The organism is Vibrio sp. V10_P2A27P122 (assembly GCF_963874335.1).
GTDB classification, from domain to species: Bacteria; Pseudomonadota; Gammaproteobacteria; order Enterobacterales; family Vibrionaceae; genus Vibrio; species Vibrio anguillarum.
This window is the reverse complement of record NZ_CAWNHY010000306.1, coordinates 1-13,858: the sequence shown is the minus strand read 5'-3', so window position 1 is coordinate 13,858 and position 13,858 is coordinate 1. Positions and strand designations below refer to the sequence as shown.

The 13,858-nt window shown below is 45.7% G+C and carries 11 protein-coding genes; 4 read left to right on the top strand and 7 right to left on the bottom strand.

The window, feature by feature from the left end; all coding sequences use genetic code 11:
- The first annotated feature begins 188 nt into the window (after nucleotides 1-188).
- The 3 genes from hemE to AACQ17_RS17030 all read left to right on the top strand — a co-directional run bounded on the left by hemE (nucleotide 189) and on the right by AACQ17_RS17030 (nucleotide 3,048).
- The gene (gene hemE / locus AACQ17_RS17040; RefSeq protein WP_026028385.1) at nucleotides 189-1,256 is read left to right on the top strand and encodes a uroporphyrinogen decarboxylase; all 1,068 of its coding nucleotides are present in this window, start codon (nucleotides 189-191) and stop codon (nucleotides 1,254-1,256) included.
- 101 nt (nucleotides 1,257-1,357) lie between these two features.
- Complete coding sequence (locus AACQ17_RS17035) at nucleotides 1,358-1,996, top strand: TetR/AcrR family transcriptional regulator (RefSeq protein WP_013857945.1); 639 nt, start codon at nucleotides 1,358-1,360, stop codon at nucleotides 1,994-1,996.
- An 89-nt stretch (nucleotides 1,997-2,085) separates the two neighbouring features.
- The gene (locus tag AACQ17_RS17030) at nucleotides 2,086-3,048 is read left to right on the top strand and encodes an acetyltransferase (RefSeq protein WP_094147692.1); all 963 of its coding nucleotides are present in this window, start codon (nucleotides 2,086-2,088) and stop codon (nucleotides 3,046-3,048) included.
- Nucleotides 3,049-3,085: 37 nt separating this feature from the next.
- Here the strand turns inward: AACQ17_RS17030 and AACQ17_RS17025 are convergent, their stop codons facing one another.
- The 7 genes from AACQ17_RS17025 to rsgA all read right to left on the bottom strand — a co-directional run bounded on the left by AACQ17_RS17025 (nucleotide 3,086) and on the right by rsgA (nucleotide 12,983).
- Nucleotides 3,086-4,171 (bottom strand): murein hydrolase activator EnvC family protein, encoded by a 1,086-nt coding sequence (locus AACQ17_RS17025; RefSeq protein ID WP_231140426.1) that lies wholly within the window; start codon nucleotides 4,169-4,171, stop codon nucleotides 3,086-3,088.
- Nucleotides 4,172-4,392: 221 nt separating this feature from the next.
- Nucleotides 4,393-5,925, bottom strand: coding sequence for a 2,3-bisphosphoglycerate-independent phosphoglycerate mutase (gene gpmM / locus AACQ17_RS17020; RefSeq protein ID WP_013857941.1), 1,533 nt, complete (start codon nucleotides 5,923-5,925; stop codon nucleotides 4,393-4,395).
- 156 nt (nucleotides 5,926-6,081) lie between these two features.
- Nucleotides 6,082-6,969 carry a DMT family transporter gene (locus tag AACQ17_RS17015; protein WP_013857940.1) on the bottom strand — a complete coding sequence of 296 codons (888 nt, stop codon included), beginning with the start codon at nucleotides 6,967-6,969 and terminating at the stop codon, nucleotides 6,082-6,084.
- Between the two features lie 112 nt (nucleotides 6,970-7,081).
- Nucleotides 7,082-8,962 carry a methyl-accepting chemotaxis protein gene (locus AACQ17_RS17010; RefSeq protein WP_047688356.1) on the bottom strand — a complete coding sequence of 627 codons (1,881 nt, stop codon included), beginning with the start codon at nucleotides 8,960-8,962 and terminating at the stop codon, nucleotides 7,082-7,084.
- Between the two features lie 297 nt (nucleotides 8,963-9,259).
- Complete coding sequence (locus AACQ17_RS17005) at nucleotides 9,260-10,675, bottom strand: SLC13 family permease (RefSeq protein ID WP_064624225.1); 1,416 nt, start codon at nucleotides 10,673-10,675, stop codon at nucleotides 9,260-9,262.
- Nucleotides 10,676-10,888: 213 nt separating this feature from the next.
- On the bottom strand, nucleotides 10,889-11,746 hold the full coding sequence (gene asd, locus AACQ17_RS17000; protein ID WP_017046689.1) for an archaetidylserine decarboxylase: 858 nt from the start codon (nucleotides 11,744-11,746) through the stop codon (nucleotides 10,889-10,891).
- A 175-nt stretch (nucleotides 11,747-11,921) separates the two neighbouring features.
- Nucleotides 11,922-12,983: a small ribosomal subunit biogenesis GTPase RsgA gene (gene rsgA / locus AACQ17_RS16995; RefSeq protein ID WP_013857936.1), complete on the bottom strand. Its 1,062-nt coding sequence runs from the start codon at nucleotides 12,981-12,983 to the stop codon at nucleotides 11,922-11,924.
- Nucleotides 12,984-13,137: 154 nt separating this feature from the next.
- Here rsgA and orn point away from each other — a divergent pair, with 154 nt between their 5' ends.
- Nucleotides 13,138-13,683, top strand: coding sequence for an oligoribonuclease (gene orn / locus AACQ17_RS16990; RefSeq protein ID WP_094147691.1), 546 nt, complete (start codon nucleotides 13,138-13,140; stop codon nucleotides 13,681-13,683).
- Nucleotides 13,684-13,858 lie beyond the last annotated feature (175 nt).

Sequence of the window (13,858 nt, the reverse complement as noted above, 5' to 3'; positions counted from 1 at the left end):
ATCTACACCTCTCTTTTCTTCGGCAGCGTCAGATGTGTATACGATACAGCGTTAAAGGTTGCTTGCAAATTAACCATTGATTTAAAAGTTAATAACATGATCTCGCTTGCAAAGCACACCGTTTTTGGCGCTTATTCAGTGCTAGAATAACGCCACAAAAAATAACAAGCTTTAAATTGGAAGACGGAATGACTGAATTAAAAAATGATCGCTACTTGCGTGCACTGTTAAAACAACCTGTCGATTGCACCCCTGTATGGATGATGCGCCAAGCAGGACGTTACCTGCCAGAGTATCGCGCAACGCGTGCCGAAGCAGGCGATTTTATGGCGCTGTGTAAAAATGCTGAGCTAGCTTCTGAAGTGACATTACAGCCATTACGTCGCTTTCCATTAGATGCCGCTATTTTATTTTCTGATATTTTAACCATTCCTGACGCCATGGGATTGGGTTTGTATTTTGAAGCGGGAGAAGGGCCAAAGTTTGAACGCCCGATCACTTGTAAAGCCGATGTCGATAAAATTGGCTTACCGGATCCGGAAGGCGAACTGCAATATGTGATGAATGCCGTACGCCAGATCCGCAAAGATCTACAAGGTGAAGTTCCATTGATCGGTTTTTCAGGCAGCCCATGGACACTCGCGACTTATATGGTGGAAGGTGGCAGCTCAAAAGCCTTCACTAAGATCAAAAAAATGATGTACGCCGATCCTAGCGTGCTGCACGCCTTGCTCGATAAACTGGCAGACAGTGTTATTGAATACCTTAACGCACAAATCAAAGCGGGTGCTCAGTCTGTTATGATTTTTGATACTTGGGGCGGAGTACTGACGCCGCGCGACTACAACCTCTTTTCACTACAGTATATGCACAAAATTGTGGATGGTTTAATTCGTGAAAATGAAGGTCGCCGCGTACCCATCACTCTGTTTACCAAAAACGGTGGCATGTGGCTGGAGCAGATTGCAGCAACGGGTTGTGATGCTGTAGGGCTTGATTGGACCATCAATATTGCCGACGCCAAAGCGCGTATCGGTGATAAGGTGGCGCTGCAAGGTAATATGGACCCATCTATGCTTTATGCTCCGCATGATCGTATTCGCCAAGAAGTGGCGACCATTCTTGAAGGGTTCGGTCATGGTGGAACGGGCCATGTCTTTAACCTCGGACACGGTATCCATTTAGATGTGCCACCGGAAAATGCGGGCATATTTGTTGATGCGGTGCACGCCTTGTCTAAACCGTACCATCAATAATAGGTTTGCGGTGCCTTATCGCCGATAATGCACCGTTTCTCACTCTCATCCTGTTATTTGATAGGAGCAGGTTCACAGAGGTAAAGAGGTAATAAGACAAGATGAAGACCAAAGATAAGATCGTTTATGCTGCATTAGCGCTGTTTAATGAACATGGTGAAAGAACGGTGACCACTAACCATATCGCAGCACATATCGAAATCAGCCCAGGTAATTTGTATTATCACTTTCGTAATAAACAAGAAATTGTTCGTGATATTTTTGCTCTCTATTCAGCAGAGTTACTCGAACGTTTTCAGCCGATTGCGGCACAGCGCGAAAGCTTAACTCTGTTAAAGCATTATCTTGATTCGATCTTCACTTTGATGTGGAAATACCGTTTTTTCTATGCCAATTTACCGGAAATTCTGCAGCGTGATGAAGTACTACATGGTGAGTACATTCAAGTACAAGAAAAGCTGCAAACTAATCTCATTAATATTATGCACGCTTTTGTTGAGCTGAAATTGCTGTCTGTCGGAAAAGAAGATATGCAATCTTTAGTGACCACTCTCCATATGACGGCCTCGTGTTGGTTGAGTTATCAGTCAGCGATGTTTTCCAAAACGCAGATCACCGAGCAAGTGATTCATCAAGGCATGCTACAGATGATCGCAGTCGTTAAGCCCAAAGCAACGGAACAAGGTCTTGAACAGCTTCTATTATTAGAGGAAGGTGTGCGGGCGATGCACGCATCATAATGTGTGCTTAGTTATAACCTTTGAGTATTGTTCTTAATCCTTTGAAGCTGTTAGCTTCTTAGCTATACATCTCTAAGGGTGGTGTTGATATGCACTATGACGTTTTTAACGGTGATGCTGATGGCATCATCTCTCTTCTTCAGCTGCGGCTTGCTTACCCTCGCACGACGACCCTAGTTACTGGGGTTAAGCGTGATATCAAATTGCTCCAGCGTCTTAATCTTCAATCCCGAGATAGTCTGACCGTGTTAGATATTTCGATGGAGAAGAATCAGCAACCTTTACAGCAGGCCCTTGCGGCGGGGGTGACGGTGTTTTATGCCGATCATCACTATGCAGGCTCAGTTCCCGAGACTCCGCTGCTTGACGCCCATATTGATTTGGACCCTAATACTTGTACGGCATTAATTATTGATCAGTGGTTAGGTGGTCCGTTCCATGAGTGGGCGATTGTGGCAGCTTATGGCGATAATTTGATTGCTAAAGCGGATACTTTAGCGCGCAACGCGGGGCTAACTACCACTCAAGCTGAACAACTAAAAAACTTAGGCACCTTGATTAACTATAACGGTTATGGAGAGACGATAGAGCAGCTTCATTATCACCCCGCTGATTTGTACCAAGCCTTGCTAGTTTATCCTTCACCGTTTGATTTAATGAAGGATGACAACTCCCCTTTTTATCATTTGCAGCACGCTTATGAGCAAGATATGCAGCTCGCTCAGTCGTTAGAGCCTATCTATAAAAGTGCCTGTTTGAGCGTATACGAGATGCCAGACTGTGCATCATCACAGCGAGTGAGTGGTGTGTTTAGTAATTGGCTAGCCAATCAAGCACCTGCCGCAGCACATATGGTTTTAACGGTAAATTCATCGGGTGGTTATACCGTTTCGCTACGTGCTCCATTAGCCAATAAACAGGGAGCGGATAGGTTATGCAGCGCCTTTACAACCGGAGGCGGGCGAGAAGCGGCGGCGGGTATTAATTCGTTGGATAAAAGACAATTGACCCAATTCATTACTCAAGTAGAAGCGTACTATTCATCACACTAACGCTCGCCCGGATTAACAGGGTGATGGATGTGTTTTGCTAGCGACTGAGCCAGCGTGTTGGGTCTTCGGCTTTACTGTTGCGACGAATTTCGAAATAGAGCGCTGGCTGAGATTGACCGCCAGTGTCTCCCGCTAAAGCAATGGTTTCACCGGCGGTGACTTTATCGCCCTCTTTTTTGAGCAAACTTTGGTTAAAGCCGTATAAGGTCATATCGCCTTTGCCATGATCGAGCAAAACCACCAGCCCATAACCACGTAGATATTCAGCAAACACGACCGTGCCAGAATAAACCGCTTTGACGTTTTGACCATAATTGGCGTCAATGACTAGGCCTTTCCAGTCAATTTGTCCACTTTGACGTGTACCAAAAGCATGCAGGATTTTACCTTTGACTGGCCAAGGTAGCTTGCCTTTTTGCGGCGCTAACCCATCCATTAGCACAGCGTTACGTTTTGCTGCTTTGGCGATTTCCGCTTGTAATCGCGTTTCATTGCGTTGCAATTCCGCTAAGTAGACTTTATCACCGGAAATGCTTTTTTGAATTTTACCCACTGTACTGCGTCGTTCTGACTGCGTTTTTGCCAATGTAGCGCGCTTTTGGGTCTGCTGTTCTAATAGAGAGGCGATTTGGTCTCGTTCAAGTCGCAGCTGTTTTTCACTTTCATTGAGTTCTTTTTGCGTAAGTTCAAGCTGTTGGATGGTTTGGCTGCGTGCCTTCGCCAAGTGTTGGTAATACTGGCTGATGCGATCTTCTTCCACGCCATTATTGAGTATGTTGGATGAGGCTGTCGCTCGCTGAGTGGCGTAATAGGTTTTGATCAGTTGAGCTAATTTGGCGGTTTGCTGTGTTTGTTGTGTTTCTAAGGCTGTGATCTTTTGCTTGAGTTTAGCGATATTAGCGTTGGCCACTACTAATTCTGATTTGGTGTTTTTGATCTGATTTTCTAGACTTGAAATGCCCACTTCTTGCTTTTTAAGCGCATTTTGCAACGAATCGAGCTCTTTTTGTCGATTATTTAACGCTTGCTGCTGACGAGAAATTTCGCCTTTCACCCCTTTTAGCTCTTGTTGTGTGGCAGCCATTAACGGTGAGCTGGAGAGGCAAGCTAGCCCTAACACCATCACTAGGCTAAGTGCATGCCACCAAGTCGTTATAGTAATTAGGTGTGGTGAAGGCTTGTTTCTCATCCGTTTTCAAGTCTCTATCGACAAATTAGTGAGTCAGTATACTCAAAGCCATCCGCTAGGCGAAAGCCCTATGTCAAAACTTGCAATCAAATCGAGTTCTTGGGCGAAAAAAAGCCTCGATATTTATCGAGGCTCAACATCACGTGGTTGGTGAGTTATTTAAACAACACTTGACCAGACATTTCTGCCGGAATGTCCATATTCGATAGAGCAAGCATCGTTGGTGCTAGATCAGAAAGCTTACCACCATCTTTTAGCTTAAGATCTTTGCTACCGACGTAGATAAGAGGTACTGGCAGATTGGTATGAGCAGTATGAATGCCCCCTGTTTCTGGGTTCACCATCATTTCTGCATTGCCGTGGTCTGCTGTGATCAGTAGCTGGCCATCGACTTCTTTAATCGCTTCAACCACTTTTCCGATACACTCATCAAGCGCTTCGCATGCTTTCACGGCCGCTTCGTAAATACCAGTATGACCAACCATATCGCCGTTCGGGTAGTTACAGATAATCGCATCGTATTTACCCGATTTGATTGCCGCAACGAGTTTTTCAGTCAGTTCAGGCGCGCTCATTTCCGGTTGCAGATCGTAAGTTGCCACTTTAGGTGAAGCAACCAATTGGCGCTCTTCGCCTGGGAATTCGTTCTCAACACCACCGTTAAAGAAGAAGGTGACGTGCGCGTATTTTTCTGTTTCAGAGATGCGCAACTGAGTTTTGCCCGCCTTTGATAGCCACTCACCGTAGGTGTTTTCTAGTGATGCAGGTGGAAATGCGCACAGCAGAGGAATGTCGGCGGCGTATTGGGTTAGCATCACAAAGTCAATTGCTGGGAACTTCGCACGTTCAAACCCGTTGAAATCTGGTATGAAAGCGCGAGTAATTTCACGTGCACGGTCGGCGCGGTAGTTCATGAAAATCACGGCATCGCCATCTTCAATCGCAGCAGAGTCTTGGCCTTCAGCTTTGATTTCTGTCGCTTTAACAAATTCATCATTTTCTTCACGTGCGTAAGCGGCTTCAAGGCCTGCCACGGCGGAATCAAAAGTAAATTCTGCTTTGGCTTCAACCAATAGGTCGTAAGCTTTTTGTACGCGTTCCCAGTTGTTATCGCGATCCATGGCGTAGTAACGACCAATCAGTGAGGCGATACGACCTTTACCTAATTTAGAAAATAGGTCTTGGAAGCGTTGCAATGAGGCTTCGGCACTGCGTGGTGGCGTATCACGGCCATCAAGGAAGCAGTGGAGGTAGATTTTCTCAGCGCCACGGGCAGCAGCCATTTCAACGGCAGCGTAGATATGATCTTCATGCGAGTGAACACCACCTGGCGACATTAGCCCCAATAGGTGAACCGCTTTGCCCGCTTTGATGGCTTTATCCATCGCGTTGACTAACACTTCGTTTTGTTGGAATTCACCATCAAGAATTGATTTAGTAATGCGTGTCAGGTCTTGGTAAACAATACGACCAGCACCGATATTGGTGTGACCGACTTCTGAGTTACCCATTTGACCATCCGGTAAACCTACATCCATACCAGAAGCAGAAATCAGAGTGTTTGGGTTGTTTGCAATTAAGCTATCCATGACTGGAGTATGTGCATTGCTGATTGCGTTGTGTGCGTTATCTTCACGGTAACCCCAACCGTCAAGAATTACTAAAGCCATTGGCTTCTTAGCTGACATAGTTATGACCTCGTCAAATTCAAAGTAACTTAAACAGAAATTAGCGTAATTTTACTACACTTTGAAGCGATTGCAGTAGGTTAAGATCAATGATTCTCCCTATCAATGCCTATAAAGGTAGCCTATTGATCAACATCGGTGCCTTTTTAGCGCCATTTAATAAACTAAAATTCCCGTCCCAAGCACGGCAAATAGTGCACCACACCAAGCGAAGCGGTTGGGCCGCTGTTTGGTATACATCCATAAAATAGGCAACAACATGATGGGCGTGGTTGAGGAGAGCAGGGCCACCATACCCACGTTGCCTTCACGCAGTGCGTAGAGAATTAATGTCATTCCGACCGCCATCGCAAGAAAACCGTTGATGGCAGTAATGGTAAAAATAGGCAGCGTAATGGCTTGAGTGGCGCGTGCTAATTTTGCACCAGTAGCCAACAGTAAGCAGTGTGCGGTGAAGGCGGTGAGCATTCGAATCGCGGAAGCGGCGATGGGGTCGATCCCCGTTTGCATCACAGGTTTGGCGATGATCCCACCCAATGCTTGGCATAGAGCCGCGATAAGGCCAAGTGCAATGCCAACCCATACTCGGCCTTTAATTGCTTCCAATGCATTATGATTTTGCCCTCGGCGGCCAAAAAAGATGGCCGTTAGAACGCCTGAAAAGACAAAAGTCGCGCCCACTAGCTCTGCATGGCTCATGCTTTCGCTGAATAAAAAATAGCCGAGAATGGCCGAAAAAACGGCATGGCAGGAAAAGAGCAAACCCGCTTGTCTTGGCCCCATGCGATTTAAACACGCAAACAACGCCGTATCGCCAATGAATATGCCAATCAACCCCGAATACATCATGGGTGTCACCATCTCGCTGTTTACCGTTGCCCAGCCGCCAGTTGCCAGCGCCATGCTCACTAAAATGAGAGAAGTACAGCCCATGCGCCAACGGCTATAAGCAAAGGTTCCTAAATGGCGAGCGGGAGTAACAGACAGTAAACTGGCTACTGCCCAAAGAAACGCGGCAGCAAGCGCGAGCCATTCGTAGCCCATGTAAACATCCTTGAACGAGGGAAGGATCTCAATATGCCTTAAGCGCTAGGGGAAAACAAAGGGAATTTATGGGCTTGCCTCAATGTGATTAAAAGAGGCAAGCCAAGAGGATTTACACTTTGAAGCGGCGAATATCGTTACGCATGGCTTCTGCCGATAAATGCATTTCATGAGCGCTGTGGCTGCTCTGCTGAGTTTGGCTTGCAAGGTCATCAGAAGCGTCTTTGATACCTTGTGTATTGCGGCTAATGTCTTCGCTGACGGCTCGCTGCTCTTCAGCGGCACTGGCAATTTGTAAGGCCATATCATTGATCTCGGTAATGGCTTGCGTGATCCGCACTAAACTGTCGTGAGCTTGTTCGGCATAGTCAACACTGTGGTCGGCCAGTTTGGTGCTGGCTTCCATATTCTCGACCGCATGTTGAGTATTGCGCTGCAAGGTTTCTATCATGGTGCGGATCTCTTCCGTTGAGCCATGTGTACGTTGGCTGAGCACACGAACTTCGTCGGCTACCACAGCAAAACCACGGCCTTGGTCACCTGCGCGGGCCGCTTCAATCGCTGCGTTGAGTGCTAACAGATTGGTTTGTTCGGCAATACTTTGAATGGTGGATAGGATCTGGTTGATACTTTGAGCATTGCTCTCCAACTCTCGGATCACTTTGGCCGCACTATCGACCTGATTGGCTAAGTGAGTAATGGAATCACGATTCTTTTTGATAACCGCCTGCCCGTCATCACAAGCTGAGGCCGATGCTTGTGACGCGCTAGCGGTCAGTTCGGCATGGCTAGCCACCTCAGCGGCGGTAGCCGACATCTCATGAATCGCGGTGGCTATTTGGTTGACATCATTTTGTTGGTGCTCAACTCGCATGGAAGCTTGAGCAGAAAGGTCATTGGCATCTTGTGCTTGCTGGGAAAGTTGTTGGCTACGGCTGACGATCCCTTTCAGCATCTCCTGCATTTGACTTAAAAAGAGATTCACTTTCTCGGCCAATTCACCGATTTCATCCATGCGTCGAATGTCGATGCGTTGGGTGAGGTCGCCTTCTCCTTGCGCTAATTGCGCTAAAGCGTTCGACAATACCTGCAGTGGTTGCAGTAAGCGGGTTACAACCCAAGTGCTGATGCTGGCGATAATAATGTAGAGCACTAAAGAGGCAATGGCGGTAAAGGTTATTTGCTCAGAAACCGAGGCGTAGGCCATCTCTTTGTCTACCACAATGCCCAGTAACCAATCGGTATTTGGTATTTGTGAGACGTAAATTAATTTGTTGCCTTGCTTTGGCCAAGCGATGGTATCCACGCGATTTTCTCGGGCTAAGCTGGCCATGTGCTGGGAATCTAATTCGTTGTTTAAATTGGTTAAAGGTTTTTGGCTTAAAGCTTCATCTTGGTAGGCAACAATGTTGTTATTACCATCAACCAAAAACGCAAAACCTTGATTGTTCAGTTTAACATTCAGCACTTCTTTAATGAGATTGGTTACCGTTAAATCGGCGGCGAGTACGCCTTGTTTTTGACCTTTAAAAGCTTTGGCGAAGCTAACTACGATGCTGCCATCAAAATCTTGGTAGGGTTCGGTAATTATAAGCCCCGATTGTGCCATTGCATCTTTATACCAAGGGCGCGTTCTTGGATCATAATCACTTGGCCAATCTTCGGTTTTATCACCATAAGCAATGCTGCCATCACTAAAACCAGCATAAACAGAAAGAAAATCACCGCTCTTTTTAGTCACCAGCAACGCTTGGTCAGCATTGTTATTATTGGCAATAAAAGGTTCATTGGCCAACATCATATTGCTGCGGATCCCAAGCCAATCACTGATGTAATGGCGAGTAGCAAGACTGGTGTTTTCCATTTCACTATTAATGGCATAGGTCGTTTCTTGCTGTAATTGACTGACGGAGATCCAAGCTTGGACGCCACTGACGATTGCGATGATGATGGCGATAGCGACTTGAATTTTAAATTTGATGGTATGTCTCATGGGTTATGTCCCTAGAACGGTTTGACAACCGCGTGTCGATAGCTCAGATCAGGAAAAGATGAATTAACGGCTCCTAAGCTTAGTTGCAGCGAAATGATGAAGCCGTTTCATGTTTCTTCAGATAAATGAATAAGTAAATCAGAGTAATCCTACGAGAATGTAGCTTTGATTAATATGATCGTGCTCGATTATTGTTCATCTCGTTGATTTGCTTTTACTTAGTTTTAGGCTGGAATGATTCATCTTTGCGACCTGCATTCAGTCTTGACGCTCAATGCAAGTCGCAGTCACCAAAGGTTAGGTCAGTAACAGCGCGGCAGCATAGACAATGCACAAGCCAACAACGCCAATAATCAGACCTGTTTTGGCCATGTCTTTACTCTCAATAAGCCCGGTAGAATAGGCCAGTGAGTTCGGCGGTGTTGAGACAGGCAAAATCATACCCAGTGAGGCAGAAAAGGCGACAACCACTAACAAACTTTGTATACCACCAATACTGGCCAAGCTTTCCATGGATGTGCCAATCGCGGCGGCGATCGGCATGAGTAAGTTAGCGGTCGCGGTATTGGACATGAAGTTTGCCATGAGCCAACAAACGAGCGACAGGGTGATGACGACCGAGATAGGCGATAGAGAACTGTAATCAATCGCGTGAGCTAATGCTGAAGCGAGCCCTGTTTTATCTAGCCCAATTCCAATCGCTATCCCGCCAGCCACTAGCCACAAGACGTCCCAGTTGATCTGTTTCAGTTCCTCTTTGCCCATAATGCCGGTGAGTGTAAAAACCGCCAAAGGAATAATAGATACCACATAGGTGTTCATGCCGTGTAGAGAGGTGGTCATCCACAGCACTATGGTGGCGGCAAAAGTAATGTAGACCACGATTGCACGCCAATTTTTTTGGAATGTTCCGTTGAGTTTCAGCACCATCTGTTTTTCTGAAGAGGGGAACAGTTTTTGTAGCAAAAACCAAGCTAACGTGAGCTGAATAATCACAAACGGCAAGCCCATCATCATCCAAGAAAAGAAATCAATGCTATTGCTTCCGGTGAGATATTGCAGCGCGATCGCATTGGGTGGCGTACCGATAGGCGTGGCAATACCGCCGGTGTTCGCTGCAATCGGAATGCAGAGCACTAAGGCTTTGATGCCTAAATCCCCTTTTGGAGCTGAAGCGACGATCGGCCCGAGCAGCGCCAGCATCATCACAGTAGTCGCGGTATTGGACATAAACATAGAAAATACCGCAGTGATCAACATTAGCCCCAGCATAATAAAGCGGGGTTGAGTACCAAAAGGTTTGAGTAAAACTCGGGCTAAGTTGTTGTCCAATTCATATTTAGAAGCAGCAATCGCCAGTGCAAAGCCGCCCATGAACAAGATAATAATCGGTGAAGAGAAAGCGCTGAAAATATCGGTGTACTTCATTAACTCGCCGATATCATGCCCAGCGGGGGGCGAACGAAAGAGATGCAAGCCTTTATCTGAAATCATCACCAATTCGAGCGCAATGATCAAAATGGAGGTGGCAAATACAGGAACTGGCTCCAATACCCAAAGCAGAGCAGCCAATAAAAAAATAGCCAGTAATCGATGTTGAATTAAGGTTAAGTCATCAATCGGTATTGCATCAATGGGCATCAGTAAAACACCGATGGGCAGCAAAAAGCAGATCGCAAGCTTTATCAGCATTCCCGTATTCATGGTAGGCATATCACATGACCTTCATTAGGTTAACTTGAAGTAACTAGCGTAAATGATATGTGAATGAAGGTCTTAGACGCGGCTTGAAATTTTGAGTTTTAGCGAAGGAATATGCAGCAGCTTTGTTTTTTATCAATAAAGAAAAAAAGCGAAATATCTAGAGGCGTTAGCTCTGAACATGCAGAGCTAACGCATTCGGCAGGGAACATTAAGAGATGGCGATTAACGTTGCTGTGCGTATGGAGTACCCATAACCGTTATAGCATTGTGTTGCATAGACTCATCAAAGCGAATTTTATCTTTTGCAAACAGGTTGATCACCGTTGAGCCTAGCTTAAAGCGACCCATCTCTTGTCCTTTTTTCAGTACAACAGAGGTATTGCCTTGGGCTGGATAATCCCAGCGATAAACGGTATTGCCGCGCGGAGGCGTGACAGTACCTGACCAAACTAGCTCAATACTACCAACAATGGTCGCTCCGACAAGCACTTGTGCCATTGGGCCAAACTCAGTATCAAAAATACACACCACGCGCTCATTACGAGCAAACAGGTTCGGTACATTTTCGGCGGTTAGTGGGTTAACCGAGAAAAGATCGCCCGGAACATAAATCATTTGACGTAACACGCCATCGCAAGGCATGTGTACGCGGTGGTAGTCGCGAGGTGATAAATAAAGCGTGGCAAATTCGCCATCTTCAAACTCTTGCGCCAGTTTGGCATCACCACCGAGCAATTCTACCGCTGTAAAATGGTGGCCTTTCGCTTGGATCAGCTTGCCATCTTGAATCGGCCCGAATTGACTAACGCAAGCATCGGCCGGATGGGTGATTAAGCTATCACCGTCACTGATTGGCCGAGCATCGGCTTTCAATTCACGAACAAAGAATTCATTGAATGTTTTGAAATGGCTAGGATCTGAATGCAGAGCTTCATCCATGTTGACATTATATTGTTTAATAAACCAACGAATGACTGCAGTGGTTAGACCGCCAGCTTTCGCTGATGCGAGTTTACCCATCAGGCGTGTTAAGCCATGTTGTGGGATCCAGTATTGCAGTCCAACTTTAATTTTATCCATTGTCTCTGATTCCAATGTTAACTGTATGTTCTTCACTTTGGGCGCGAGATGTTACTGAAAAACTCTCACCATGTCAGCAGTTAGTCACCATTGCTTACGGATTATTCGATGGCGACAGACAAAAAATTTATCGATCAAGTCTGCAGACATTTGCCGGGGTAAAACTCGATGCTATTTATAAATCCGCTTTTTTGTTACGCGAATATTGGCGGTTAGCTTTGTTTTCCGACATGCTTTCTAAAATTCGGTGGTAGTTCTCAAAGCGCGTGTTACTAATATCACCTTTTTCCACGGCTTCACGTAATAAGCAACCCGGATCGTCAGCGTGTTTGCAGTCTCTAAACTTACAGCCGCCTAAGAAGGGACGAAATTCGACAAAGGCTTCAGTGATCGCTTCAGCTTCCAAGTGCCATAAACCAAATTCACGCACTCCCGGCGAGTCGATCAAATCACCGCCTGTAGGGATATGATACAAGCGAGCCGCAGTGGTGGTATGTTGACCAAGTCCAGATGCTTGAGAAACTTCACCTTCTTCAATTTCATCTTCCAAATTTGGCATTAATGCGTTCACTAGGCTGGATTTACCGACGCCAGATTGACCAACAAATATGTTGATCCGTCCGCCAAGTTCCGCTTCTAACTCAGCAATCCCTTCACCGCTTTTTTTGCTGACAAAAAGCACTTTGTAGCCAATGCGTTCGTACACACGTAACGACTCTTGATATTGGTTACGCAATTCATCGCTGAGTAAATCAATCTTATTCAGTACCACTAGCGGCGCAATATTCACGGTTTCTGAAGCGATCAAATAACGGTCGATGATATTGAGTGACAGTTCCGGCAGTACGGATGACACAATGACCATCTGATCAATGTTTGCCGCGACTGGTTTCAAACCGTCGTAATAATCTGGACGAGTCAGAACCGATTTGCGCGGTTCAACCGCTTCGACAACGCCAGATATACCCGCCATCGATTCGAGTCCTGGGCGCCAAATAACACGATCTCCTGAGACCAGCGTTTCAATGCCTCTGCGTAAATTACAGCGGTGGATGGTGTGAGTCTCTAAATCTTCAACATCGGCATGTTGGCCAAAACGAGTAATCACTAACCCAGTTTTTGCGGTGCCGAGCATGGCTTCATCCCACGAAACTGTGTCCTCTTTTTTGAGTCGTTTACTCTGATTATTACGAACGCGTCGTACTTGACCTTTCGTCAGCTTCTTTTTCTTTGCCACGATTATCTACTTCATGATTATGATACGTTTTGATCCAACGTTGAGATTTTACTCAAAATCATACCGTTTGGATCCAATGTCCAAAGGTATCTTGGGGATCTGAATTTGGGTATAGTACCTTTTTTATCTGCAAACCAATATAGGCAACGTATTTATGTCTTTTAGCGATCAAAACTTGATTTGGGTTGATCTTGAGATGACAGGCTTAGACCCTGAAACTCACAAAATTATCGAGATTGCCACCATTGTGACTGATAGTGAGTTGAACATTTTGGCTGAAGGCCCAGTGTTGGCTGTTCATCAATCAGAAGCTGAATTGGCTAAAATGGATGAATGGTGCACCACAACACATACCAAAAGCGGTTTGGTCGAGCGAGTACGTCATGACTCAGTGACACAACAAGAAGCGGTTGAACAGACCATTACGTTTTTGGCAAAGTGGGTGCCTAAAGGTAAATCTCCTATTTGTGGCAACAGTATTGGGCAAGATCGCCGCTTCCTTTATAAACATATGCCTGAGCTGGAAGCCTACTTCCATTACCGTTATGTGGATGTCAGTACGCTAAAAGAGCTGACTCGCCGTTGGAAGCCAGAAGTATTGGATGGCTTTTCTAAGCAAGGTAGCCACCTGGCTTTAGATGATATTCGTGAGTCTATTGCTGAGCTTCAGTACTACCGTAAGACCATATTCAGTATTTAATTTTCAGAACGGCATTTTTTGCTGATGGCGTGTTAACCAGTTTTTGTGATTAATACGCCATATTTGCGTTCTTTTTCGTCAAAAAAAAAAAAAAAAGATTTTTTGTCAGTAAGGGCTTGCATCATAAGAAAATGCTCTTATAATTCGCAGCCCTGAACAACGGAAACGTTGTGAA